Here is a 23204-nt window from a genome sequence, read left to right as displayed (position 1 = left end):
CGGCGCGGCCGCGCATCCGCCACGGCCCCGCGTCCCGGACAGGGCGCTGAGGCGCCCCAAAGGCGAGTAAACGGGCGGGACCCCTTAGTCTCGTGCCTTGTGAGCAACGGTGTGGGCCGGGTACTGCGGCATCAGGGTGACGTCGTGTGTGCGGTGCGTGGGCTCACCAAGACCTATGCCGCGGTGAAGGGCAGGCGCGGCGCCCCGGGGGTGCCCGAGGTCAGGGCCACCGACGGGGTCGAGCTGGAGGTGCGGCGCGGCGAGATCTTCGGGCTGCTCGGGCCGAACGGGGCCGGCAAGTCGACGCTGGTGCGGCAGCTCACCGGGCTGCTGCGGCCCGACTCGGGCGGTGTCGAGATCCTCGGCCACGACATCGTGCGGCATCCGGAACGGGCCGCGCGGATCCTCGCCTACCTCGGGCAGGAGTCCAGCGCGCTCGACGAACTGACCGTGTCCCTCGCCGCCGAGACCACCGGGCGGCTGCGCGGGCTGGACGTACGGCAGGCGCGCGGCGAGCGGGACGCCGTACTGGAGGAGCTGGGGCTCGGGCCCCTCGCCGGACGGGCGCTCAAGAAGCTCTCCGGGGGACAGCGCCGGCTCGCCTGCTTCGCCGCCGCGCTGGTGGGGGAGCGGCCGCTGCTCGTGCTCGACGAACCGACGACCGGGATGGACCCCGTGGCCCGGCGGGCCGTGTGGGCCGCCGTGGACCGGCGGCGCGCCGAACGGGGCACGACCGTCGTCCTGGTCACCCACAACGTGATCGAGGCGGAGACCGTGCTGGACCGGGTCGCCGTGCTCGACCAGGGCCGGGTCATCGCCTGCGACACCCCGGCCGGGCTCAAGGAACGGGTCGCCGGCGAGGTGCGGGTCGAGCTGGTCTGGCGGGAGCGGGCGCCGCTGGACGTGCCCGAGGTCGCGGTCCTGCGCGAGCGCGCCGTCGAGTCCGGCCGGCGCTGGACGCTGCGGCTCGCGCCCGAGGAGGCCCGCGCCGCCGTCGCCACGGTGACCGGCGGGGCCGCCTTCGCCGCCCTCGACGACTTCACCCTCGCCACGCCCAGCCTGGAGGATGTCTACCTGGCGCTGGGCGGCGCCGCACGGCAGGGGCTGGTGAAGGCGTGAACACGGGCGTGGACGTGAACGCCGGGGCGACCGGGCCCGTACGGGAAGGCGCGGCGGCCGCAGGTGCCGTGGATGCCGTTGGGAAGAGGAGCAACGCGACGTGAGTGTCGTACCCGCGGAGGTTCTGCCGGGCGGTGCCCTGGCCGTGGAACGGACGCCACCGGGCGGAGGGGCGGCCGAGCTGGGCCCGCGGGCGCGGCTGTGGCCCTCGCTGGCGGCCGTCTACCGCGCGCAGCTGTCCCGTGCCCGGGTGGCGCGGATCCCGCTGCTGTTCGTCGCGACCTTCCAGTCCGTCGGCATCATGATCATGATGCGCGGGGTGGTGGACAGCCGGGCCGAGGCGCAGTCCGTGGTGGCGGGCTCGGCGGTGGTGGTCGTCGCGTACGTGGCGCTGAACCTGCTGTCGCAGTACTTCGGGCAGCTGCGGGCGAGCGGCGGGCTCGACCACTACGCCACGCTGCCGGTGCCGCCGGCCTCCGTGGTGCTCGGGGCGGCCGCCGCGTACGCCTCCTTCACCGTGCCGGGGACGCTGGTGACGGCCGTCTTCGGATGTGTGCTGTTCGGGCTGCCGCTGGCGAACCTGTGGATCCTGGTGGCCGTGATCCCGCTCGCGGGGGCGGCCCTGGCGGGGCTGGGGGCGGCCTGCGGGCTGCTCGCCCCTCGCCCCGAACTCGCCACGTTGCTCGGGCAGTTGGGCATGTCGGCGGCGCTGCTGCTCGGTGTGCTGCCGCCCGACCGGATGCCGGGGATCATCCGGCTCGCGCGCGATCTGCTGCCTTCCACGTACGGCGTGGAGGCCTTCGCCCGGACCTTCGGGGCGCATCCCGACTGGACGGCCGTCCTCGCTGACCTGGGCGTGTGCGCCGGGGTGGGCGTGGTCTCGCTGGCCGTCGCCACGTGGGCGTACCGCCGGGCCGCCGTCCGGTGACGCACCGCACAGGCCGACCTGGCACGATGTCAGGGTGACCGCACCGTTGACGCCGCCTCCGCCGCCGCACGACCAGTCCTCGCACCAGGCCTGGCAGGCGCCGCCTGCCGGGGCGGGGTTCGCAGCAGAGTACGGACAGGACGGTCCCGGGATGAAGACCGAGCTGCGGGAAGGCGCGGTGGTCGCCGTCGCGGTGGCCGTGAGCGGGGTGCTGCTGGGGCTGCTGTGGCTGTGGCTGGCGCCGCACGTGCCGCTGGTGGGTGACCGATCCGGCAAGAGCTGGGTGGTCTACCTCAAGGACACCGAGGGCGAGCAGGCGGCGGGCGTGGACGGCACGTTCACTCTGCTGGCGCTGGCGTTCGGGGCGGTGAGCGCGCTGGCGGTGTTCCTGTGGCGGCGGCGGGGCGGGGTGCCGCTGGTGGTGGCGCTGGGCGTCGGTGGGCTGCTCGGGTCGCTGCTGGCGTGGCGGGTCGGGGTGTGGCTGGGGCCGGCGCAGGACGTGATCGCGCACGCGAAGGCCGTGGGCAAGGGGGTCACGTTCTCGGCGCCGCTGAAGCTCGGGGCGATGGGGGCGTTGCTCGCGTGGTCGCTGTCCGCGCTGCTGGTGCACCTCGGGCTGACGGCCCTGTTCGGCCCCCGCGACCCCGAGCCCCCCTACGAGGACGGCTCCCTGTACGAGACCCCGCAGCCCCCCGCCTCGGCCTGAACGGCCTGGTCCTGGAACGCCGGGCGGGCCGGACGTCCCAGGGGCGCGGGGAACCGCGCGACCGGCCACGTGCCGCCCGCGGTCGGCGCATCAAGGCGTCCCCCGGTCCTCGGGCCACCGCGCCCCCGGTCCCTACGCCGGACGGCGGCCGTGGTTCGAGCGGCTCTTCTTCACGCGCCACTTTCGTTTCCGCGTTTTCTTCGACATGCCTTCCGTACTTAGCCGAGGACGGAAGGCGCGTCGAGGGGTCACGCACGTCCGATGGGCGCCACGGTCGCGTCGGTCAGGTCGGCCAGGGCCGTCGGGGCCAGTTCGACCTCAAGACCCCGGCGGCCCGCCGAGACGCAGATCGTGGGGTGGGCGGAGGCCGACGCGTCCAGGACCGTCGGGAGCTTCTTGCGCTGGCCCAGCGGGGAGATGCCGCCCCGGACGTAGCCCGTCGTGCGCTCCGCCAGCGTCGGGTCGGCCATCGCCGCCCGCTTGCCGCCGACCGCCGTCGCGAGGGCCTTGAGGTCCAGGCTGCCCGCCACCGGGACCACGGCCACCGTGAGCGTGCCGTCGACGTCGGCCACCAGCGTCTTGAAGACCCGGTCGGGCGAGACGCCCATCGCCTCCGCCGCCTCCTCGCCGTAGGACGGGTGGGAGGGGTCGTGGTCGTAGGAGTGGACCGTGTAGTCCACGCCCGCCGTGGTCAGGGCGACCGTCGCCGGCGTGCCGCCCGCGGACTGCTGCTTCTTGTTCGGCTTCTTCGGCATGTGCAGGAGACCCCGGCTCAGTTCAGGCTCGTCGGCGACCGCGTCAGCTCCGCCGCGGGCAGTGACGGCAGGTTACGGATGATCGCCGTCTCGGCGCGAAGGAGCTCCAGCTCGTCCCGGAGCCGGGAGGCCGTGTCGGGGGCCTGGAGCAGCCGTTGCTTCGTCGGCGTGTCGTGCATCATCGCGGCCGCGACCAGGTAGGAGACGACGGACGGCTCGTCCGGCAGCTCGATCCCCGCGGTCAGGGAGCGCTCGCGGGCGCCCGCCAGCCGCTTCTGGTACTGGCGGAAGGCCCGCAGGACCCCCTCGGCCAGCGCCCCGGCCTCGTCGCCCTGCTCCTCCGGCAGCTGCTCCAGCTCGGCCGTCAGGAACGGGCCGGACGCCTCGACGGAGAGCAGCCGCACCCGGTTCGTGCCGGTGGCCAGCACCTCGAACGTGCCGTTCGCCCGCTCCCGGATCGTCGCCGCGTCCGCGACACAGCCCACCTGGTGGAAGGAGGCGAGGGGGTCGGGTCCGAAGCCGGCCGCCGGGCCCTTCTCGGGCTGGGCCGTCGGATCCGGCATGCCCGGTGCGCTCGCCGCCACCTCGTGGCCGTCGCGGATCGCCACGACGGCGAACCGGCGCGGTTCGTCCTCGGGCGTCTTCAACAGGTCACGCATCATGGCGCGGTAGCGCTCCTCGAAGACGTTCAGAGGCAGCACCAGTCCCGGGAACAACACAGAGTTCAGCGGGAAGAGGGGGAGACGGACGGTGGTCACGGCGCCACAGCCTAGTGGTCATCGGCGGTGGCATGTCCGCCGTGCTCGGTCCGTGGGCGTCCGGCGCCGCTCGGGGAGGGGAGCGGCCCCGCCTCCGGGAGCGGTCCCGTCCCGGCCAGCAGCCGTGCGCGCAGCTGTACGAAATGGCCCAGCGGGTCGTCGGACAGGCGGTCCCACGGGAAGGACGTGACGTACGGGCCGATCAGCCGCAGCTGGGTGCGGGCGGCCTCCCAGCGCTCCAGGCGGACCAGCAGGTACATCAGCTTGTTGCGCACCTCGGCGGGCCAGGGGTCGGCCGCCGGGAAGCGGTCGGACAGGGCGATGGCCCGGTCGGCCGCATCGTCCAGGCGGGCCCGCGGCACCTCGGGGCCGCAGCCGTCGGTGAGGTACCGGAAGGCGGCCCGGGCCGGCAGGGACTGCACCAGCGAGTCGGGCGGGGCGTCCTGTGCGGCCAGGTCGGCGAAGTCGAAGCACTCGCGGTGCGAGCCGCGCCAGTGCGCGGCCAGATAGCGCAGGGCCGCCACATGGCAGCCGTAGTGGTGCGGGGCGCGGCGGACCGCGGCCTCCCACAGCTCCTCGAAGTACTTGTGGCCGGCGTGGGAGCCGCGCGCGTGGTCCAGGGCGATCCGCCACGGCACCGGGTCCCGGTCGTCGCCGCGGGCGGCGGCCGTGATCCGCGCGCTCACCGGGCGCAGCAGCTCGGCACGGGCGGGGGAGTCCCAGGCACGGTCCACCGCGAGCTGGGCCTCGACCAGCAGCAGGTCCGGGTCGTCCGGCGCGGCCCCGGACCACGCGCCGAGCCACTCGTCGCGGGAGCGGGCGAACAGGGCGAGCCGGTGGACGTACCGGTCGCGTTCCTCCCACTCGGCCGCCGCACGGGTCCCGGCCAGCAGTTTCGCTGCGGGGCCGGGCTCGCCCCGGCCGGCCGCCACCAGCGCGGGGGCGAGCCGCTCGTCGGGCGCGTCGAGCAGGACCTCGTCGTCGGCCGGGAGCGGTCCGGCGGCGAGGCTCGAATCGGTCGTGGCCCTCCGTGCGGAACGGAAGAGCGAGCGCAGCGAAGCCATGGTGTTGACCATTGAAAGTCCGCAGGTCGAGGCAGCGCCAGACCAAAGGGCAACTCCGGGAAAGTTGTACGGCCGAAGGTCAAGGAAAGGTAAAAGGTGACTGTTGCTCATCTGTTCGGTATCTGTCCGCGGACACCGGAGGGAGCCCCGTCACCCGCGTCGCAGCAGCCTCGTGGCCCCCGCCGCCACCGTCGTCGCCAGGATCCAGCCCAGCAGGATCATCACCGCCGCCGCCCACTGCCAGCCGCCGCTCAGCCGCCACTGGCCGGCCTGGCCCAGGTCGATCACCGGCAGCAGCAGGTCCAGGACGAACAGCGCCGGATCCCAGACCGGATGGCCGCCCGCGTTCATCGGCGGATGCGGGGCGCGGGCGAAGGCGAACGTGCCCGCCGCCCACAGCACCGCCATCCACACCGCCGCCCGGCCCGGCCGGTAGCCGTAGGCCACCGTCAGGTCCTGCGCGTACCCCCAGAGCTTGGCGGCCGGCGGCAGCGTCTCGCGGCGCCGGCGCTGCTTGGCGAGCAGCACCTCGCGCGCGTCCTCGTCCTCACCGGCCGCCCGCAGCACGCTCGCCAGCCGCTCGTACGGCTCCGGGTTGTACTCCGCGGTCGCCGCCGCCACCCAGCCCAGCCGCAGGGTGAGCGGGAAGGGGCCCTGCGGGACCAGGTTCTCGTAGCCGAAGCCGCCCATGTGCAGCCGCCCCGGACCCGGCCAGCTGGCCGCCCGGTCGACCAGGTTGACCACCCGGGCACCGGACAGCAGCACCCGGCCGCGCTGCGGCTCCTCCCCGAGGAACCGCAGCTCCGGCACCTGCACCCGGCGCAGCGACAGCTCCTGGTCGTCCGTGAGGACGAACCGCGCCCGCTCCAGGTCGACCGCGTCCCCGAACCGGCCGTCGTCCAGCCGTATCGCGCCCCGGCACTCGAACCGCTGGATCCGGGTCCCGCGCGCCGGCGTGGTCCCGCTCCGCCAGGGGCCGCCCACCCCGGCCGGGGTCAGGTACAGCGTCCGGCCGACCGTCAGCTGCGGCGCGTTCAGCGCGAACCGGCCGTACGGGTTGAGCAGCCGCGCCCCGCGCAGGCTCAGCGAGACGCCCACCTTGGCGCTGCGCAGGCTCAGCTCCCCGTGCGACTCCAGGAGCTCCGCCTGGAGGTCCTGGCCGACCGTCATGCCGTCCGCCGCGATCGAGCGCCCGCTGCGGTCCCGGTACACCACCGCCTGGTTCAGCAGCAGGTCGGTGCCGATGTGCGCGTCGGTCAGCCGGACCCCGCCGAGGAACCGGCAGCGCGGCAGATGCAGGTCGCCCTCCGTGCGCACCCGAGCCGCCTCCATCCGGGGCACCGCGCAGTCCACGAACCGCGCGGTCGTGAAGTGGGCCTCCGGCAGCAGCACCTCGTCGTCGAAGCGGCAGCCGCGCAGCTCCACGTAGGGCGTGACCGTGCCGCCCGCCAGGTCCAGCGCGCCGGTGATCCGCACGCCCGCCAGCTTCAGCGCGGCCACCCGGCCCGCCAGCGCCGGCGGCCCGGCCAGCAGCAGCCAGCAGACGATCCGCGCCCGCACGGTCCGCTCCGGACCCCAGGGGTGGCCGCCGTGCGGATCGTCCACGCGCGTGTCGCCGCTGCTCAGGTCGTACACGCTGCCGTTGCGGAACGCCTGCCACATACCGGCCTCGGCCGCGGTCAGATCGTCCGGCGGTTCCCCGTCCCGGACGCCGTCCCCCTCGGTCACCGCTCTTCCCTCTTCCTCGACCACGCGTGAGTCGTGTCCCGGTACAACCGGTGATGCCCGATGCGTGAGATCGCGAACACACATGGTGAACGCGATCTTCCGGGTTCCGGCCAGGCTATGCACCGGCCGTCGGCTCACGTTCTGTATCAGCCATTGATACGCGCGGACGGGTCCCGAGTGCCGTCTGAGAGAATTGGTTCCGTGATCTCCCGAATCGATCTGCGCGGCGACGCCCTCCCCGAGGGACCCGCCCTGCGCGACCTGCTGCCCCGAGCCGACTTCGACGTCTCGGCCGCCCTGGAGAAGGTGCGTCCGATCTGCGAGGCCGTGCATCATCGGGGTGACGCGGCGCTGATCGACTTCGCCGAGAAGTTCGACGGGGTCACCCTGGAGCAGGTGCGGGTGCCCGCGAAGGCCCTGGCCGAGGCCCTGGAGCGGCTCGACCCGGCCGTGCGCGCGGCCCTGGAGGAGTCCATCCGGCGCGCCCGTCTCGTCCACCGCGCGCAGCGCCGCACGACCCACACCACCCAGGTGGTGCCCGGCGGGTCCGTGACCGAGAAGTGGGTGCCCGTGGAGCGCGTCGGGCTGTACGCGCCCGGCGGCCGGTCGGTCTACCCGTCCTCCGTGATCATGAACGTGGTGCCCGCGCAGGAGGCCGGCGTCGAGTCCGTCGCCCTCGCCTCCCCGGCGCAGGCCGAGTTCGGCGGTCTGCCGCACCCGACGATCCTCGCCGCCTGCGCCCTGCTCGGCGTCGACGAGGTGTACGCGGCCGGCGGCGCCACCGCGGTCGCGATGTTCGCGCACGGCACCGAGTCCTGCCCGCCCGTCAACATGGTCACGGGCCCCGGCAACATCTGGGTGGCCGCCGCCAAGCGCTACTTCACCGGCAGGATCGGCATCGACGCCGAGGCGGGCCCGACCGAGATCGCCGTCCTCGCGGACTCCACCGCCGACCCGGTGCACGTCGCCGCCGACCTGATCAGCCAGGCCGAGCACGACCCGCTGGCCGCCGCCGTCCTGGTCACCGACTCGGCCGAACTCGCGGACGCGGTGGAGAAGGAGCTGGAGCCGCAGGTCGCGGCGACCAGGCACGTCGACGACCGGATCGTCCCCGCCCTGAAGGGCAGGCAGTCCGCGATCGTCCTGGTCGACGGCATCGACGAAGGCCTGCGGGTCGTCGACGCGTACGGCGCCGAGCACCTGGAGATCCAGACGGCCGACGCCGCCGCCGTGGCCGACCGGGTGAAGAACGCGGGCGCGATCTTCATCGGGCCCTGGGCGCCGGTCTCCCTCGGCGACTACGCCGCCGGCTCCAACCACGTGCTGCCCACCGGCGGCTGCGCGTGCCACTCCTCCGGGCTGTCCGTCCAGTCGTTCCTGCGCGGCATCCACATCGTCGACTACACGAAGGACGCGCTGGCCGACGTCGCGCACCACGTGGTCACGCTGGCGGAGGCGGAGGACCTGCCGGCACACGGAGCGGCGATCAAGGCAAGGTTCGGTTGGAAGGTACCCGGAAGCAAGTGACAGGCATCGACGATCTCCCCGTACGGGACGAGCTGCGCGGCAAGTCCCCCTACGGCGCGCCCCAGCTGGACGTCCCCGTCCGGCTGAACACCAACGAGAACCCGTACCCGCTGCCCGAGGCGCTGGTCGAGCGGATCACGGAGCGGGTGCGCGAGGCCGCCCGCGACCTGAACCGCTACCCCGACCGGGACGCGGTCCAGCTGCGCACGGAACTCGCCAAGTACCTGACGAAGACCGGCCACCACCCGCTCTCCATCGAGAACGTCTGGGCGGCCAACGGCTCCAACGAGGTCATCCAGCAGCTGCTCCAGACCTTCGGCGGACCCGGCCGCACCGCGATCGGCTTCGAGCCGTCGTACTCGATGCACGGGCTGATCGCCCGGGGCACCGGCACCGGCTGGATCTCCGGCCCGCGCAACGCCGACTTCACCCTCGACGTCGAGGCCGCCTCGGCGGTCATCGCCGAGCACAAGCCGGACGTCGTCTTCATCACCACCCCCAACAACCCCACGGGCAACGCGGTGCCGCCCGAGACGGTCCTCGCGCTCTACGAGGCCGCCCAGGCCGCCAAGCCCTCCATGGTCGTCGTCGACGAGGCCTACATCGAGTTCAGCCACGGCGCCTCGCTGCTGCCGCTGCTCGAAGGACGGCCGAATCTCGTCGTCTCCCGCACCATGTCGAAGGCCTTCGGCGCGGCCGGCCTGCGCCTCGGCTACCTCGCCGCGGACCCGGCCGTCGTGGACGCCGTACAGCTCGTCCGGCTGCCGTACCACCTGTCGGCGGTCACCCAGGCGACCGCGCTGGCCGCCCTGGAGCACACCGACACGCTGCTGAAGTACGTCGAGCAGCTCAAGGCCGAGCGGGACCGGCTGGTGACCGAGCTGCGCGCGGTGGGCCTGGAGGTCACCGAGTCCGACGCCAACTTCGTGCAGTTCGGGCGCTTCGAGGAGCCGCACGCCGTCTGGCGGAGCATCCTCGACCGGGGGGTCCTGGTCCGGGACAACGGGGTGCCCGGCTTCCTGCGGGTCTCCGCGGGAACCCCCGAGGAGAACGACGCGTTCCTCGACGCGGTACGTGAAGTCAAGAAGGAGCTGGACGCATGACCCGCGTAGGGCGCGTGGAGCGCACCACCAAGGAGACCTCGGTCCTCGTCGAGATCGACCTCGACGGCACCGGCAAGACCGACATCAAGACCGGTGTCGGCTTCTACGACCACATGCTCGACCAGCTCGGCCGGCACGGTCTGTTCGACCTCACCGTCAAGACCGACGGCGACCTGCACATCGACTCGCACCACACCATCGAGGACACCGCCCTCGCCCTCGGCGCCGCGTTCAAGCAGGCCCTCGGCGACAAGGTCGGCATCTACCGGTTCGGCAACTGCACGGTCCCGCTGGACGAGTCCCTCGCCCAGGTCACGGTCGACCTGTCCGGCCGCCCGTACCTCGTGCACACGGAGCCGGAGAAGATGGCCCCGATGATCGGCGAGTACGACACCACCATGACCCGGCACATCCTGGAGTCCTTCGTGGCCCAGGCGCAGATCGCCCTGCACGTGCACGTGCCGTACGGGCGCAACGCGCACCACATCGTGGAGTGCCAGTTCAAGGCGCTGGCCCGGGCCCTGCGCTACGCGTCCGAGCGCGACCCGCGCGCGGCCGGCATCCTCCCGTCCACGAAGGGCGCGCTGTGAACGGCCTCTCGACCGTGCTGATCGTCGTCGGCCTCTTCCTGGTCGGCGGCATCATCTCCTTCGTCAAGCAGAAGATGCCCACCAGCCTGATCGTGCTGCTCTCGATCGGCGCCGCGATGTGCCTGGTGGCGGGCGTCGTGAGGCTGGAGGTGTGGAATTGAGCGGAACCGTCAAGAAGGTCGTCGTCTTCGACTACGGCTTCGGGAACGTGCGCTCCGCGGAGCGCGCCCTCGCCCGCACCGGGGCCGACGTCGAGATCACCCGTGACTTCGACCGGGCCATGAACGCGGACGGGCTGCTGGTCCCGGGCGTCGGCGCCTTCGCCGCCTGCATGCAGGGGCTGAAGGAGGCCCGCGGCGACTGGATCATCGGCCGCCGGCTGTCCGGCGGCCGGCCCGTGATGGGCATCTGCGTCGGCATGCAGATCCTGTTCGCGCGCGGCATCGAGCACGGCGTGGAGACCGAGGGCCTCGACGAGTGGCCCGGCTCGGTCGAGCCGCTCCAGGCCGAGATCGTGCCCCACATGGGCTGGAACACCGTGGCCGCGCCGGCGGGGTCCGCGCTGTTCGCGGGCCTGGACGAGGACGCGCGCTTCTACTTCGTGCACTCCTACGCCGTCCACGACTGGTCCCTCCAGACCGCCAACCCGGCGCTGCGCGCCCCGCTCGTCACCTGGTCCACGCACGGCAAGCCGTTCGTGGCCGCCGTGGAGAACGGCGCCCTGTGGGCCACCCAGTTCCACCCCGAGAAGTCCGGCGACGCCGGCGCCCAGCTCCTCACCAACTGGATCGGAACACTGTGAGCAAGCTCGAACTTCTCCCCGCCGTCGACGTCCGCGACGGCCAGGCCGTCCGCCTCGTGCACGGCGAGTCGGGGACCGAGACCTCCTACGGCTCCCCCCTGGAGGCCGCCCTCTCCTGGCAGGCCTCGGGCGCCGAGTGGCTCCACCTGGTCGACCTGGACGCCGCCTTCGGCACCGGCGACAACCGCGCGCTGGTCTCCGAGGTCACCCGGGCCATGGACATCAAGGTCGAGCTGTCCGGCGGCATCCGCGACGACGCCACGCTGGCCGCCGCGCTCGCCACCGGCTGCACCAGGGTCAACCTCGGCACGGCCGCCCTGGAGACCCCGGAGTGGGTCGCCAAGGTCATCGCCGAGCACGGCGACAGGATCGCGGTCGGCCTGGACGTCAAGGGCACCACCCTGCGCGGCCGCGGCTGGACCCGCGACGGCGGCGACCTCTACGAGACGCTGGCCCGCCTCGACAAGGAGGGCTGCGCCCGCTACGTCGTCACCGACATCGCGAAGGACGGCACGCTCCAGGGCCCGAACCTGGAACTGCTGAAGAACGTCTGCGCGGCGACGGACCGGCCGGTCGTGGCCTCCGGCGGCGTGTCGTCGCTCGACGACCTCCGCGCCCTCGCCGAACTGGTACCCCTCGGAGTCGAGGGCGCCATCGTCGGAAAGGCGCTGTACGCCAAGGCGTTCACCTTGGAAGAAGCACTGGAGGCAGTGTCACGATGACGTCCGAAGCCGTGCGGCGCGTGCAGAGCGGAAGTCCCTGGGAAGAGTCCTTCGGTTTCGCCCGCGCCGTGGCGGCCGGCGACCGGGTGCTGGTGGGCGGTACGACGTCCTTCAAGGGCACGGTGCTCTACGGGGAGGGCGACCCGTACGAGCAGGCCAAGGTGGCCTTCGGCACCGCGCTGGAGGCCATCGCCGAGTTCGGGCTGGGACCCGAGTCGGTGATCCGCACCCGGATGTACCTGACCCACGTGCGGGACGTGGACGCGGTGGGACGCGCCCACAGGGAGATCTTCGGCGGGGTGCGCCCGGTGTCCACCCTGCTGGTCGTCGAGGGCTTCGTCGACCCGCGCATCCTGGTCGAAGCAGAGCTAGAGGCATACAGAGGAGCCGTGGATTCATGACCCTGGCGGTCCGAGTCATCCCCTGCCTGGACGTGGACAACGGCCGGGTCGTCAAGGGCGTCAACTTCCAGAACCTGCGTGACGCGGGCGACCCGGTCGAGATGGCCAAGGTGTACGACGCGGAGGGCGCCGACGAGCTGACCTTCCTGGACATCACCGCGTCCTCCGGCGACCGGGAGACCACCTACGACGTCGTGCGCCGCACGGCCGAACAGGTGTTCATCCCGCTGACCGTCGGCGGCGGTGTGCGCACCGCCGAGGACGTCGACAGGCTGCTGCGCGCGGGCGCCGACAAGGTGGGCGTCAACACCGCGGCGATCGCGCGCCCGGACCTGATCCGGGAGATCGCGGAGCGCTTCGGCCGCCAGGTCCTGGTCCTGTCGGTCGACGCCCGCCGTACCGAGTCGGGTTCCTTCGAGGTCACCACCCACGGCGGACGCCGCGGCACCGGCATCGACGCGGTCGAGTGGGCGCACCGGGCCGCCGAGCTGGGCGCCGGCGAGATCCTGCTCAACTCGATGGACGCGGACGGCACCAAGGACGGCTACGACCTGGAGATGATCGCGGCCGTCCGGGGGCACGTCACCGTCCCGGTGATCGCCTCCGGCGGGGCCGGCGCGCTCGCCCACTTCCCCCCGGCCGTCGCGGCCGGCGCGGACGCGGTCCTCGCCGCCTCCGTCTTCCACTTCGGCGACCTGCGCATCGGCGAGGTGAAGCAGACCCTGCGGGAGGCCGGCCACCCCGTGCGCTGACGACGTCCGACGCCCGGCCGGGGCCCGCCCCGCGTCAGAGCTTCGGCTGGGCCAGCTGGATCAGGTTGCCGACGGTGTCGTCCAGGACGGCCGCGATGACCGGGCCCTGTTCCTGGGGCTCGTGCGCGAAGCGGACCCCGAGGGCGCGCAGCCGTTCGTACTCCGCCCTGATGTCGTCCACCGAGAAGACGATGGCCGGCAGCCCCGCCTCGTACACGGCCCGGCGGTACGGCTCCGCGATGGCGCCCCCGCCGGGTTCGAGGAGCAGCTGGAGGTCCTGCTGGGCGCCGTCGGCCGCGCCGACCGTGACGAACAGGGTGCCGCCGCCCAGGTCCAGGTGGGCGCGGGTCTCGAAGCCGAGGACGTCCGTGTAGAAGGCGTGCGCCCTGGCCACGTCGTCGACGTACACGCTCGTCATCGCGACCTTGATCATCGTGCGCTCCTCAGATGCCCAGCTGCCTGGACTCGTGCAGCTTGGCGATCGCGTTCTCGTCGCCCTCCACCGCGACCTTCGCCGCGCTCTGCCGGCCGAACGCGAACATCAGCAGCTCGGAGGGGTCACCGGTCACCGTCACCACGGGCGTGCCCCGGTGGGCGACCGCCGTCTGGCCGTCCGGGCGGCGCAGCACCAGCCCCGTCGGCACGCCCCGGCCCAGCAGCCGCGCGGTGCGCTCCAGGCGGGACCAGAGGGCGTCCTGGAAGACGGGGTCCAGCTCGCGCGGCGACCAGTCCGCCTGGGCCCGGCGGACGTCCTCCGTGTGGACGTAGAACTCCACCGTGTTGGCGGCCTCGTCGACCTGCTTGAGCTGGAACGGCGAGAACCGAGGCGGGCCGGTACGGATCAGCTGGATCAGCTCCTCGTACGGCTTCGCGGCGAACTCCGCCGTCACCTTCTCCAGGCGCGGCGCGAGCTGCTTGATCAGGGTGCCCCCGGCCGCGTCCGGCCTGCGCTCGCGCACCACCACGTGCGCGGCCAGGTCCCGGGTCACCCAGCCCTCGCAGAGGGTCGGGGCCTCGGGACCGGCGGTCTCCAAGAGGTCGGCGAGCAGAAGCCGTTCACGCTTGGCGAAGGTCGACATGGAGCCAGCCTACGACCCCACCGACAGTCCGGACAGTGGACACGGACCGTGACCGCCGGTGCCGCGCGGCACAATGGCACCCATGACCAGTACGACCGGTACGACGGGCACGCCCCCGTCCAGTGGCCTCGACCCGGAGATCGCCGCCCGCCTCAGGCGCAGCGCCGACGGGCTCGTCCCCGCCATCGCCCAGCAGTACGACACCGGCGAGGTGCTCATGCTCGGCTGGATGGACGACGAGGCGCTGCATCGCACCCTCACCACCGGCCGCTGCACCTACTGGTCGCGCAGCCGCCAGGAGTACTGGGTCAAGGGCGACACCTCCGGCCACTTCCAGTGGGTCAGGTCCGTCGCCCTCGACTGCGACGCCGACACCGTGCTGGTCAAGGTCGACCAGGTGGGCGCCGCCTGCCACACCGGCGACCGCACCTGCTTCGACGCCGACATGCTCCTCGAGGACGCCGGTGAAGGCGCCGGTTCCGGCACCTCCGCCCCGGATCAGTAAGGTCTGCCGCCATGGACCTCGAGACCTTCCGCAAGCTGGCGGCCGACCGGCGCGTCATCCCGGTCACCCGCAAACTCCTCGCCGACGGCGACACGCCGGTCGCGCTCTACCGCAAGCTCGCCGCCGAGCGCCCCGGCACCTTCCTGCTGGAGTCCGCCGAGAACGGCCGTTCCTGGTCTCGCTACTCCTTCGTGGGCGTCCGCTCCTCCGCCACCCTCACCACCCGTGACGGCCAGGCCCACTGGCTCGGTGCCCCGCCCGTGGGCGTGCCCGTCGACGGCGACCCGCTGGACGCCCTGCGCGCCGCCGTCGAGACCCTGCACACCCCGCACGCCGAACACCTGCCGCCCTTCACCGGCGGCATGGTCGGCTACCTGGGCTACGACATCGTCCGCCGCCTGGAGAAGATCGGCCCCGGCGAGCGGGACGACCTGCGGCTGCCCGAGCTGACCATGCTCCTCACCAGCGACCTCGCGGTGATGGACCACTGGGAGGGCTCGGTCCTGCTGATCGCCAACGCGATCAACCACAACGACCTCGACACGGGCGTCGACGAGGCCTACGCCGATGCCGTGGCCCGCCTGGACGCGATGGAGAGGGACCTCTCCCGCGCGGTCGCCCAGCCGCCCGCCGTGCTGCCGCCCTCCGAGCTCCCCGAGTACACCGCCCTGTGGGGCGGCCCCGACTTCCGGGTCGCGGTCGAGGACATCAAGGAGCGCATCCGGGCCGGCGAGGCCTTCCAGGTCGTCCCCTCCCAGCGCTTCGAGACGCCCTGCACGGCCACCGCGCTGGACGTCTACCGGGTGCTGAGGGCCACCAACCCGTCCCCGTACATGTACCTGTTCCGGTTCCCCCTCGGGGACGGCGGCGGCGCCTTCGACGTGGTCGGCTCGTCCCCCGAGGCCCTGGTGAAGGTCGAGGACGGCCAGGCCATGGTCCACCCCATCGCCGGCACCCGGCCGCGCGGGGCCACCCCGCAGGAGGACCAGGCCCTCGCCGACGAACTGATGGCCGACCCCAAGGAGCGCGCCGAGCACCTCATGCTCGTCGACCTCGGGCGCAACGACCTGGGGCGGGTCTGCGAGCCGGGCTCCGTCGAGGTCGTCGACTTCATGTCCGTCGAGCGGTACTCGCACGTCATGCACATCGTCTCCACGGTCACCGGGAAGGTCGCCGGGGGCCGCACCGCCTTCGACGTGCTCACCGCCTGCTTCCCGGCCGGCACCCTCTCCGGCGCCCCCAAGCCCCGGGCGATGCAGATCATCGACGAACTGGAGCCCTCCAGAAGGGGGTTGTACGGCGGCTGCGTCGGCTACCTCGACTTCGCCGGCAACTCCGACACCGCCATCGCGATCCGCACCGCCCTGCTCCGGGACGGCACGGCGTACGTCCAGGCGGGCGCCGGGATCGTCGCCGACTCCGACCCGGTCGCCGAGGACCAGGAGTGCCGCAACAAGGCGGCGGCGGTCCTGCGGGCGGTGCACACGGCCAACCGGCTGGGCGGATAGGGCGCTTCTCACCCGACCCCGGGTCACCGTTCCCCCGGGGTCCAGGCGATAGTGGAGTACGTGACTGCTGTTCCTCACCCCCGTTCCGAAGCCGCCGCGCCCGAGCGGTCCGGCCGCCGCAGCCTCGCCGTCGCGCTGCTGTTCGGCGCCCTCGGCTCGGCCGTGGCCCTGCTGGCCAGCCGGCAGCGCTGGGCGGCGGGCACCGCGACGGTGGCCGGCGGCGGCTTCCCGCTGACCGCGAAGGGCAGCGACGTCACCGGCGTTCCCGCGGCCCTCGCCATAGTGGGCCTCGCCGCGCTGGTCGCCGTCTTCGCCGTCCGCAGGGCCGGCCGCTTCCTGGTCTCCGGACTCCTCGCGCTCTCCGGCGCCGGCATCGTCGCCGCGGCCCTGCTCGGCGCCTCCGACGGCTCCGCGCTCGACGAGAAGGCCGCCGAGGCCAGCGGCGACACGTCGGCGACGGTCCACGCCCTCAGCCACACCGGCTGGCCGTACGTGGCCGTGGCCGGCGGCGCGCTGATCCTGGTCGCCGGCCTGCTCGCGCTGCGCTACGGCCGGCTGTGGCCCGCCATGTCCGGCCGCTACGAGCGCGGCGGCACCGACGCGCAGCGGCCGCGGCGCGCCCCCAGGCCGGTCGACCCGGACCGCCCCGAGGACATCTGGAAGGCCCTGGACCGGGGAGAGGACCCGACCGGGGCCTGACCCGCCGGCCGCCGGCCCCGTCCCCTGGCGGCCGCCTGCCCCGTCCCCCGGCGGTCCCCGGCCCCCCGGCGGCCCCGGCCCCCGGCTCCCGGCGGCGAGGTTCGGCGGCGCGGTGTCCGGCCGGTGTGGCGAATCAGACGCCACCCCCGCTCACGGCACGGGTGCCTGGTGCGGGACAATGGAGGACGAGCGTCCGGAAGGACACGTACGAGCAACGAGGAGCAAGTCATGGCGGGCAGCAGCCACGGTCACACCCCGGCCGCCTGGACCGGCGTCACCATCGCCTTCATCGGTTTCTGCGTCGCGGGCGCCTTCATGGTGATGGCCCAGCCCCTGGGCTTCTGGGCCGGCATGGTGATCGTGCTCCTCGGCGGCGTCGTCGGCATGGTCATGCGCTCCATGGGCCTCGGCCAGCCGAAGCAGGCGCCCCTGGTCACGTCGCGCACCACGCCCGTCGCCACCCGTGAGCCGGTCGGCGCCGAGAGCTGACCGAGCCGAGCTTTCCGTGAGGGGCGCCCGAGCCGGGCGCCCCTCACGCGCGTGTGCCGGCCGCACGGGGCACAATGCGAGGCGTGAACGCCGACAGCCACAGCGCAACCGTCCCACCGGCGACGCCCTCCCTGCGGGGACGGCTGGCGGTGCCCGCAGGAGTGCTGGCCGCCGTCGTCGGGGCCTTCGCCTACGTCGGCACCGTCGACCCCAACCAGCCCGGCCACTACCCGGTCTGCCCGCTCTACCGGCTCACCGGCCTGTACTGCCCCGGCTGCGGCGGTCTGCGCAGCGCGCACGCCTTCGTCCACGGCGACTTCCTGGCCGCGCTCCAGGACAACGCGGCGGGCGTGGCCGCCTATCTGGCCTTCGCCGTGGTGTGGACCGTCTGGGTGGTGCGCGCGGCGCGCGGCCGGCCCGCCCGGATCGAGCTCCGGCCGGTCCCGATGTGGAGCCTGGGTGTGCTGGTCCTGGCCTTCACCGTTGTCCGGAACCTGCCGTTCGGTGGCTGGTTGCATCCTTGATCGGCCAGGAACGTCCAGGTAGTGGGACCGGCGTGGGCTGGATGTGAGGCTGGTGCCGTCCTGCGGATACCATCGCAGTGACCATGAGTTTTCGGCTCGTGGGATTTGACCGCCTGCAAGAACCGCCCGGAAGGGGGCCGCTCGCGTGAGTGTGCTCGACGAGATCATCGACGGAGTCCGTGCCGACCTCGCGGAGCGGCAGGCGCGCGTCAGCCTCGACGAGCTCAAGGAGCGCGCGGCGAAGGCGCCCGCCGCCAAGGACGGCGTCGCCGCGCTGCGCGGTGAGGGCGTCAAGGTCATCTGCGAGGTCAAGCGCTCCAGCCCGTCCAAGGGCGCGCTGGCCGCGATCGCCGACCCGGCCGGGCTCGCCGCGGACTACGAGGCGGGCGGCGCGGCCGTCATCTCGGTCCTCACCGAGCAGCGCCGCTTCGGCGGCTCGCTGGCCGACCTGGAGGCGGTCCGGGCCCGGGTGGACATCCCGGTGCTGCGCAAGGACTTCATCGTCACGTCGTACCAGCTGTGGGAGGCCCGCGCGTACGGCGCCGACCTCGCGCTGCTGATCGTCGCCGCCCTCGACCAGCCGGCCCTGGAATCGCTGATCGAGCGCGCCGAGTCCATCGGCCTGACCCCGATCGTCGAGGTCCACGACGAGGACGAGATCGAGCGCGCGGTGGACGCGGGCGCCAAGGTGATCGGCGTCAACGCGCGCAACCTGAAGACCCTGGAGGTCGACCGCTCCACGTTCGAGCGGGTCGCCCCCGAGATCCCCGCCTCCGTCGTCAAGATCGCCGAGTCCGGCGTCCGCGGCCCGCACGACCTGATCGCCTACGCCAACGCCGGCGCCGACGCGGTCCTGGTCGGCGAGTCCCTGGTCACGGGCCGCGACCCGAAGTCCGCGGTGGCCGACCTGGTGGCGGCCGGCGAGCACCCCGCGCTGCGGCACGGCCGGGACTGATCACCCGCTAGGCTGAACCCGATGACTCCCACGGTGACGACGACAGTGGACCGGTACGCCCGCCTCGCGCGCGGCTGCCGTCCGCGTGGCTGTCGTGCGCCGGCGCGCAGGGTGCACGGCCGCCGGGTCCGCTACGTCATCGGCGCCGAGCCCGGGCAGGTCAACGGACGCCGATGGCAGCGCCCCGTCAGGGGCGTGGGGCTGTACTTGATCCGCGGCCACCGCCGCGCGGGCGCGACCGGCCACTGACGGCCCGCGGCCATCGGACATCTCCCCGCCCCCACGGCGATCAGTGTCGTTTCCGCACACTCACCGTGAGGCTCTCGCATGCCCAGCGATTTCTTCTTCCCCGACCCCACCGGCCAGGTGCCCAGCGCCGAGGGCTACTTCGGCGCCTTCGGCGGCAAGTTCATCCCGGAGGCCCTCGTCGCCGCCGTGGACGAGGTCGCCGTCGAGTACGACAAGGCCAAGCACGACCCCGAGTTCGCCCGCGAGCTCGACGACCTGCTCCTGAACTACACCGGCCGCCCCTCGGCGCTCACCGAGGTCCCGCGCTTCGCGGAACACGCCGGAGGCGCCCGGGTCTTCCTCAAGCGCGAGGACCTGAACCACACCGGCTCGCACAAGATCAACAACGTGCTCGGCCAGGCCCTGCTGACCAAGCGCATGGGCAAGACCCGTGTGATCGCGGAGACCGGCGCCGGCCAGCACGGCGTCGCGACCGCCACGGCCTGCGCCCTGTTCGGCCTCGACTGCACCGTCTACATGGGCGAGATCGACACCGAGCGCCAGGCCCTCAACGTGGCCCGGATGCGCATGCTCGGCGCCGAGGTCATCGCCGTGAAGTCCGGCAGCCGCACCCTCAAGGACGCCATCAACGAGGCGTTCCGCGACTGGGTGGCCAACGTCGACCGCACCCACTACCTCTTCGGCACGGTCGCCGGACCGCACCCCTTCCCGGCCATGGTCCGCGACTTCCACCGCGTGATCGGCGTCGAGGCCCGCCGTCAGCTCCTGGAGCGCGCCGGCCGTCTCCCCGACGCCGCGATCGCCTGCGTCGGCGGCGGCTCCAACGCCATCGGCCTCTTCCACGCCTTCATCCCCGACGAGGGCGTCCGGCTCATCGGCTGCGAGCCCGCGGGCCACGGCATCGAGACCGGCGAGCACGCGGCCACCCTCTCCGCCGGCGAGCCCGGCATCCTGCACGGCTCCCGGTCCTACGTCCTCCAGGACGACGAGGGCCAGATCACCGAGCCGTACTCGATCTCGGCGGGTCTGGACTACCCGGGCATCGGCCCGGAGCACTCCTACCTCAAGGACTCCGGCCGCGGCGAGTACCGCGCGGTCACCGACGACGCGGCCATGCAGGCCCTGCGCCTGCTGTCCCGCACCGAGGGCATCATCCCGGCCATCGAGAGCGCCCACGCCCTCGCCGGCGCCCTGGAGGTCGGCAGGGAGCTCGGCGAGGACGGGCTGCTCGTCGTCAACCTGTCCGGCCGCGGCGACAAGGACATGGACACCGCAGCGCGTTACTTCGGGCTGTACGACACCGACGCCGAGGTGGCCGCCGACGCCGCCGCCACCGCCGAGATCGTGGGGGACGCCAAGTGAGCGGGAACATTCAGCTGCTGTCCGACACCCTGGCCGGAGCCAAGGCCGAGGGCCGCTCCGCGCTCATCGCCTACCTCCCGGCCGGGTTCCCGACCGTGGACGGCGGCATCGAGGCGATCAAGGCCGTGCTCGACGGCGGCGCGGACGTCGTCGAGGTCGGTCTGCCGCACAGCGACCCGGTCCTCGACGGCCCGGTCATCCAGACCGCCGACGACATCGCCCTGCGCGGCGGCGTCAGGATCGCGGACGTCATGCGCACGGTCAGGGAGGCCTTCGAGGCCACCGGCAGGCCGATCCTGGTCATGACCTACTGGAACCCCGTCGACCGCTACGGCGTCGAGCGCTTCACCGCCGAACTGGCCGAGGCGGGCGGCGCGGGCTGCATCCTGCCCGACCTGCCGGTCCAGGAGTCGGCGCTGTGGCGCGAGCACGCCGAGAAGCACGGTCTCGCGACCGTCTTCGTGGTGGCGCCGAGCAGCAAGGACGAGCGGCTCGCCCAGATCACCGCGGCGGGCAGCGGCTTCGTCTACGCGGCCTCCCTGATGGGTGTCACCGGCACCCGTGAATCGGTCGGCACGCAGGCCCAGGAGCTGGTGGAACGCACCCGCGCCACCGCCACCGGGCTGCCCGTCTGCGTCGGCCTCGGCGTCTCCAACGCGGCCCAGGCCGCCGAGGTGGCCGGCTTCGCCGACGGCGTGATCGTCGGCTCGGCCTTCGTGAAGCGGATGCTGGACGCGCCGGACGACGCGGCCGGTGTGGCGGCGGTCCGTGAACTCGCCGGAGAGCTGGCGAAGGGCGTGTGCGGCGGGGTGTGAGCCGGCGCCGCCGGACACGGCGGAACATGCGGTCACTCGAACGGGTGGACCTGGGACCGGGGAGGCGCGCTGCGCCTCCCCGGTTCGTTCTGCTGGTGTGAGCGAGAAGAACCGTGACGGAAAGCGCATGGCCCGCGAGCGCCTGGCGGCCGAGCGCGAGAAGCAGAAGGCCGCCGAGAAGCGCCGGCGCGCGCTGATCGTGGGCGCGAGCGTCGTCTGCGTGCTGGGCCTGGCCGCGGTGGTCGGCGTGATCGCCGCGAACGCGGGCAAGGACAAGAACAGCGCGGGCTCGGGCCCGGTCGTGGCGCCCTCCGGCGCGCAGGGCAAGGACAGCCTGGCGATCCCGGTCGGCAAGGACGGCGCCAAGGCGACGCTCACCGTCTGGGAGGACTTCCGCTGCCCGGCCTGCCAGGCCTTCGAGACGGCGTACCGGCCGACGCTCCACGAGCTGGTCGACTCCGGCAAGCTCCGGATCGAGTACCACCTGGCCACGCTGATCGACGGCAACCTCGGCGGCAGTGGCTCCCGGCACGCGGCCAACGCGGCGGCCTGCGCCCAGGACGCGGGCAGATTCCGCGACTTCCACGACGTGCTGTACGAGAACCAGCCGAAGGAGACGGACGACGCCTTCGCCGACGACGCCAAGCTGATCACGCTGGCCGGCAAGGTCGACGGCCTGGTGACGCCCGCGTTCGAGAAGTGCGTCAGCGACGGCACGCACAACGCCTGGGTCGTGAAGTCCAACGAGGCCTTCCAGGCCGGCAAGTTCGGCGGCACGCCGACGGTCCTGCTCGACGGCAAGAACATCTACCAGGACCAGACCATGACCCCGGCCAAGCTGAAGCAGCTGGTCGAGCAGGCGAACAAGCAGTAGGCGGAGTAAGCGATTCTCACGCCCCTGTTATGGAGCCGTAGCCGGGCTGGTTGCCGTCGGCCCGGTCCGGCACGGTAGCGTCGACCCTGCCATGGAAACACTTTCCTACATTCCCAGCCCTTCGCGCGGAGTGATCCATCTCGGGCCCGTTCCGCTGCGCGGCTACGCCTTCTGCATCATCATCGGTGTCTTCGTAGCCGTCTGGCTCGGAAACAAACGCTGGATCGCCCGGGGCGGGCGGGCCGGCACCGTGGCCGACATCGCGGTGTGGGCCGTACCGTTCGGCCTGGTCGGCGGTCGTCTGTACCACGTGATCACGGACTACGAGCTGTACTTCAGCGAGGGCCGTGACTGGGTCGACGCGTTCAAGGTGTGGCAGGGCGGTCTCGGTATCTGGGGCGCGATCGCGCTCGGCGCGGTGGGCGCGTGGATCGGCTGCCGCCGCCGGGGCATCCCGCTGCCGGCCTACGCCGACGCCATCGCTCCCGGCATCGCCCTCGCCCAGGCCTGCGGCCGCTGGGGCAACTGGTTCAACCAGGAGCTGTACGGCCGCGAGACGCATCTGCCGTGGGCGCTGCACATCACCTCCTCCGAGGGCGGCCGGGTGCCGGGCTACTACCACCCGACGTTCCTCTACGAGTCCCTGTGGTGCATCGGCGTCGCGTTGCTCGTGATCTGGGCCGACCGCCGCTTCACGCTGGGACACGGACGGGCGTTCGCGCTGTACGTCGCCGCGTACTGCGTGGGCCGCGGCTGGATCGAGTACATGCGCGTCGACGACGCCCACCACATCCTCGGTCTGCGGCTCAACGACTGGACCGCGATGATCGTGTTCCTGCTCGCGGTGCTGTACATCGTGCTGTCCGCGAAGAAGCGGCCGGGCCGGGAGGCCGTGGTCGAGCCGGCCGCCGAGGACGAGGACGATTCCGGGGCCGACGGTGCGAGCGGGTCCGTGACCGGGGACGGGGCCGACGCCGGTGACGCGACGGCGACGGACGCCGGGGCGCAGGCCTCCGCGGCCGGTGCGGACACCGACGCCGGGGCCGGGGCCGGGGCCGACGGCGACGCCGAGGACCGCGTCGACGACCGCGCAGACGACCGCGACGGGGAGCACGTCAAGGACGAGGCCGGGTCGGGGACCAAGAAGAGCTAGGCATTCCGGTACGACGACGAGGGCGCCCGAGATCGAT

At 73.0% G+C, this 23204-nt stretch carries 29 protein-coding genes; 22 read left to right on the top strand and 7 right to left on the bottom strand.

Going from position 1 to position 23204, the window contains the following annotated elements; genetic code table 11:
* Nucleotides 1-144: 144 nt before the first annotated feature.
* The 3 genes from ACZ619_RS04465 to ACZ619_RS04455 all read left to right on the top strand — a co-directional run bounded on the left by ACZ619_RS04465 (nt 145) and on the right by ACZ619_RS04455 (nt 2753).
* Nucleotides 145-1119 (top strand): ABC transporter ATP-binding protein, encoded by a 975-nt coding sequence (locus ACZ619_RS04465; protein ID WP_469593973.1) that lies wholly within the window; start codon nt 145-147, stop codon nt 1117-1119.
* Nucleotides 1120-1219: 100 nt separating this feature from the next.
* Nucleotides 1220-2047: an ABC transporter permease gene (locus ACZ619_RS04460; RefSeq protein WP_469593970.1), complete on the top strand. Its 828-nt coding sequence runs from the start codon at nt 1220-1222 to the stop codon at nt 2045-2047.
* A 34-nt stretch (nt 2048-2081) separates the two neighbouring features.
* Nucleotides 2082-2753: an AAA family ATPase gene (locus ACZ619_RS04455; RefSeq protein ID WP_469593967.1), complete on the top strand. Its 672-nt coding sequence runs from the start codon at nt 2082-2084 to the stop codon at nt 2751-2753.
* A 132-nt stretch (nt 2754-2885) separates the two neighbouring features.
* On the opposite strand, the gene ACZ619_RS04450 is transcribed toward ACZ619_RS04455, so the two are convergent.
* From ACZ619_RS04450 to ACZ619_RS04430, 5 genes are all read right to left on the bottom strand, one after another.
* Nucleotides 2886-2960: a hypothetical protein gene (locus ACZ619_RS04450; RefSeq protein WP_469594501.1), complete on the bottom strand. Its 75-nt coding sequence runs from the start codon at nt 2958-2960 to the stop codon at nt 2886-2888.
* A 41-nt stretch (nt 2961-3001) separates the two neighbouring features.
* Complete coding sequence (gene ybaK, locus ACZ619_RS04445) at nt 3002-3508, bottom strand: Cys-tRNA(Pro) deacylase (protein WP_469593964.1); 507 nt, start codon at nt 3506-3508, stop codon at nt 3002-3004.
* Nucleotides 3509-3525: 17 nt separating this feature from the next.
* Nucleotides 3526-4266, bottom strand: a complete 741-nt coding sequence (locus ACZ619_RS04440) for an LON peptidase substrate-binding domain-containing protein (protein WP_469593961.1) — start codon at nt 4264-4266, stop codon at nt 3526-3528.
* 11 nt (nt 4267-4277) lie between these two features.
* Complete coding sequence (locus tag ACZ619_RS04435; protein ID WP_469593958.1) at nt 4278-5342, bottom strand: hypothetical protein; 1065 nt, start codon at nt 5340-5342, stop codon at nt 4278-4280.
* Between the two features lie 138 nt (nt 5343-5480).
* Complete coding sequence (locus ACZ619_RS04430) at nt 5481-7058, bottom strand: oxidoreductase (RefSeq protein WP_469593955.1); 1578 nt, start codon at nt 7056-7058, stop codon at nt 5481-5483.
* A gap of 201 nt (nt 7059-7259) precedes the next feature.
* Here ACZ619_RS04430 and hisD point away from each other — a divergent pair, with 201 nt between their 5' ends.
* The 8 genes from hisD to hisF are packed head-to-tail and all read left to right on the top strand — an operon-like array spanning nt 7260 to nt 12955.
* Nucleotides 7260-8585 (top strand): histidinol dehydrogenase, encoded by a 1326-nt coding sequence (gene hisD / locus ACZ619_RS04425; RefSeq protein ID WP_469593952.1) that lies wholly within the window; start codon nt 7260-7262, stop codon nt 8583-8585.
* Nucleotides 8582-9688, top strand: coding sequence for a histidinol-phosphate transaminase (locus ACZ619_RS04420; RefSeq protein ID WP_469593949.1), 1107 nt, complete (start codon nt 8582-8584; stop codon nt 9686-9688). Before hisD ends, ACZ619_RS04420 begins: the two co-directional genes overlap by 4 nt.
* Nucleotides 9685-10278, top strand: coding sequence for an imidazoleglycerol-phosphate dehydratase HisB (gene hisB / locus ACZ619_RS04415; protein WP_133028294.1), 594 nt, complete (start codon nt 9685-9687; stop codon nt 10276-10278). The genes ACZ619_RS04420 and hisB overlap by 4 nt, the downstream gene beginning before the upstream one ends.
* On the top strand, nt 10275-10439 hold the full coding sequence (locus tag ACZ619_RS04410; protein WP_185149395.1) for a hypothetical protein: 165 nt from the start codon (nt 10275-10277) through the stop codon (nt 10437-10439). The genes hisB and ACZ619_RS04410 overlap by 4 nt, the downstream gene beginning before the upstream one ends.
* The gene (gene hisH, locus ACZ619_RS04405; protein WP_469593945.1) at nt 10430-11080 is read left to right on the top strand and encodes an imidazole glycerol phosphate synthase subunit HisH; all 651 of its coding nucleotides are present in this window, start codon (nt 10430-10432) and stop codon (nt 11078-11080) included. The genes ACZ619_RS04410 and hisH overlap by 10 nt, the downstream gene beginning before the upstream one ends.
* Entirely contained in the window at nt 11077-11802 is a 726-nt protein-coding gene (gene priA, locus ACZ619_RS04400; RefSeq protein WP_469593943.1) for a bifunctional 1-(5-phosphoribosyl)-5-((5-phosphoribosylamino)methylideneamino)imidazole-4-carboxamide isomerase/phosphoribosylanthranilate isomerase PriA, read from the top strand. Before hisH ends, priA begins: the two co-directional genes overlap by 4 nt.
* Nucleotides 11799-12203, top strand: coding sequence for a RidA family protein (locus ACZ619_RS04395; protein ID WP_469593940.1), 405 nt, complete (start codon nt 11799-11801; stop codon nt 12201-12203). Before priA ends, ACZ619_RS04395 begins: the two co-directional genes overlap by 4 nt.
* A complete protein-coding gene (gene hisF, locus ACZ619_RS04390) occupies nt 12200-12955 on the top strand; it encodes an imidazole glycerol phosphate synthase subunit HisF (RefSeq protein WP_469593938.1) in 756 nt (251 codons plus the stop codon). The genes ACZ619_RS04395 and hisF overlap by 4 nt, the downstream gene beginning before the upstream one ends.
* Before the next feature lie 34 nt (nt 12956-12989).
* Here hisF and ACZ619_RS04385 read toward each other — a convergent pair whose 3' ends face one another.
* Nucleotides 12990-13388, bottom strand: coding sequence for a VOC family protein (locus ACZ619_RS04385; protein ID WP_469593935.1), 399 nt, complete (start codon nt 13386-13388; stop codon nt 12990-12992).
* A 10-nt stretch (nt 13389-13398) separates the two neighbouring features.
* On the bottom strand, nt 13399-14034 hold the full coding sequence (locus ACZ619_RS04380) for a TIGR03085 family metal-binding protein (RefSeq protein ID WP_469593933.1): 636 nt from the start codon (nt 14032-14034) through the stop codon (nt 13399-13401).
* 73 nt (nt 14035-14107) lie between these two features.
* Here ACZ619_RS04380 and hisI point away from each other — a divergent pair, with 73 nt between their 5' ends.
* The 11 genes from hisI to lgt all read left to right on the top strand — a co-directional run bounded on the left by hisI (nt 14108) and on the right by lgt (nt 23167).
* A complete protein-coding gene (hisI, locus tag ACZ619_RS04375; RefSeq protein WP_469594499.1) occupies nt 14108-14539 on the top strand; it encodes a phosphoribosyl-AMP cyclohydrolase in 432 nt (143 codons plus the stop codon).
* Between the two features lie 11 nt (nt 14540-14550).
* The gene (locus ACZ619_RS04370; RefSeq protein ID WP_469593931.1) at nt 14551-16047 is read left to right on the top strand and encodes an anthranilate synthase component I; all 1497 of its coding nucleotides are present in this window, start codon (nt 14551-14553) and stop codon (nt 16045-16047) included.
* 51 nt (nt 16048-16098) lie between these two features.
* On the top strand, nt 16099-16746 hold the full coding sequence (locus ACZ619_RS04365) for a TIGR02234 family membrane protein (RefSeq protein ID WP_469593928.1): 648 nt from the start codon (nt 16099-16101) through the stop codon (nt 16744-16746).
* Between the two features lie 228 nt (nt 16747-16974).
* On the top strand, nt 16975-17235 hold the full coding sequence (locus ACZ619_RS04360; protein WP_469593926.1) for an HGxxPAAW family protein: 261 nt from the start codon (nt 16975-16977) through the stop codon (nt 17233-17235).
* A gap of 74 nt (nt 17236-17309) precedes the next feature.
* Nucleotides 17310-17759 carry a DUF2752 domain-containing protein gene (locus tag ACZ619_RS04355; protein ID WP_469593923.1) on the top strand — a complete coding sequence of 150 codons (450 nt, stop codon included), beginning with the start codon at nt 17310-17312 and terminating at the stop codon, nt 17757-17759.
* 145 nt (nt 17760-17904) lie between these two features.
* Nucleotides 17905-18714 carry an indole-3-glycerol phosphate synthase TrpC gene (gene trpC / locus ACZ619_RS04350; protein WP_469593921.1) on the top strand — a complete coding sequence of 270 codons (810 nt, stop codon included), beginning with the start codon at nt 17905-17907 and terminating at the stop codon, nt 18712-18714.
* Between the two features lie 21 nt (nt 18715-18735).
* Nucleotides 18736-18963: a tryptophan biosynthesis modulator TrpM gene (gene trpM / locus ACZ619_RS04345; RefSeq protein WP_469593918.1), complete on the top strand. Its 228-nt coding sequence runs from the start codon at nt 18736-18738 to the stop codon at nt 18961-18963.
* 78 nt (nt 18964-19041) lie between these two features.
* Entirely contained in the window at nt 19042-20325 is a 1284-nt protein-coding gene (trpB, locus tag ACZ619_RS04340) for a tryptophan synthase subunit beta (protein WP_469593916.1), read from the top strand.
* Nucleotides 20322-21140, top strand: a complete 819-nt coding sequence (gene trpA / locus ACZ619_RS04335; protein WP_469593913.1) for a tryptophan synthase subunit alpha — start codon at nt 20322-20324, stop codon at nt 21138-21140. Before trpB ends, trpA begins: the two co-directional genes overlap by 4 nt.
* A 97-nt stretch (nt 21141-21237) precedes the next feature.
* Complete coding sequence (locus ACZ619_RS04330; protein ID WP_469593911.1) at nt 21238-22014, top strand: DsbA family protein; 777 nt, start codon at nt 21238-21240, stop codon at nt 22012-22014.
* Between the two features lie 91 nt (nt 22015-22105).
* On the top strand, nt 22106-23167 hold the full coding sequence (gene lgt / locus ACZ619_RS04325) for a prolipoprotein diacylglyceryl transferase (protein ID WP_469593906.1): 1062 nt from the start codon (nt 22106-22108) through the stop codon (nt 23165-23167).
* Nucleotides 23168-23204: the final 37 nt, after the last annotated feature.

It is taken from the genome of Streptomyces sp. NPDC104367 (genome assembly GCF_055583825.1).
Note: the sequence above shows the minus strand (reverse complement) of the source record. Positions and strands in the feature narration are given on the sequence as shown.

Coding starts and splice junctions, on each gene's coding strand:
- trpM (WP_469593918.1), top strand. CDS start 18,736: ATGACTCCCACGGTGACGACGACAGTGGACCGGTACGCCCGCCTCGCG.
- ACZ619_RS04370 (WP_469593931.1), top strand. CDS start 14,551: ATGGACCTCGAGACCTTCCGCAAGCTGGCGGCCGACCGGCGCGTCATC.
- trpB (WP_469593916.1), top strand. CDS start 19,042: ATGCCCAGCGATTTCTTCTTCCCCGACCCCACCGGCCAGGTGCCCAGC.
- ACZ619_RS04360 (WP_469593926.1), top strand. CDS start 16,975: ATGGCGGGCAGCAGCCACGGTCACACCCCGGCCGCCTGGACCGGCGTC.
- lgt (WP_469593906.1), top strand. CDS start 22,106: ATGGAAACACTTTCCTACATTCCCAGCCCTTCGCGCGGAGTGATCCAT.
- hisI (WP_469594499.1), top strand. CDS start 14,108: ATGGCACCCATGACCAGTACGACCGGTACGACGGGCACGCCCCCGTCC.
- ybaK (WP_469593964.1), bottom strand. CDS start 3,508: ATGCCGAAGAAGCCGAACAAGAAGCAGCAGTCCGCGGGCGGCACGCCG.
- ACZ619_RS04435 (WP_469593958.1), bottom strand. CDS start 5,342: ATGGTCAACACCATGGCTTCGCTGCGCTCGCTCTTCCGTTCCGCACGG.
- ACZ619_RS04355 (WP_469593923.1), top strand. CDS start 17,310: ATGCGAGGCGTGAACGCCGACAGCCACAGCGCAACCGTCCCACCGGCG.
- hisF (WP_469593938.1), top strand. CDS start 12,200: ATGACCCTGGCGGTCCGAGTCATCCCCTGCCTGGACGTGGACAACGGC.
- ACZ619_RS04385 (WP_469593935.1), bottom strand. CDS start 13,388: ATGATCAAGGTCGCGATGACGAGCGTGTACGTCGACGACGTGGCCAGG.
- ACZ619_RS04380 (WP_469593933.1), bottom strand. CDS start 14,034: ATGTCGACCTTCGCCAAGCGTGAACGGCTTCTGCTCGCCGACCTCTTG.
- ACZ619_RS04395 (WP_469593940.1), top strand. CDS start 11,799: ATGACGTCCGAAGCCGTGCGGCGCGTGCAGAGCGGAAGTCCCTGGGAA.
- hisB (WP_133028294.1), top strand. CDS start 9,685: ATGACCCGCGTAGGGCGCGTGGAGCGCACCACCAAGGAGACCTCGGTC.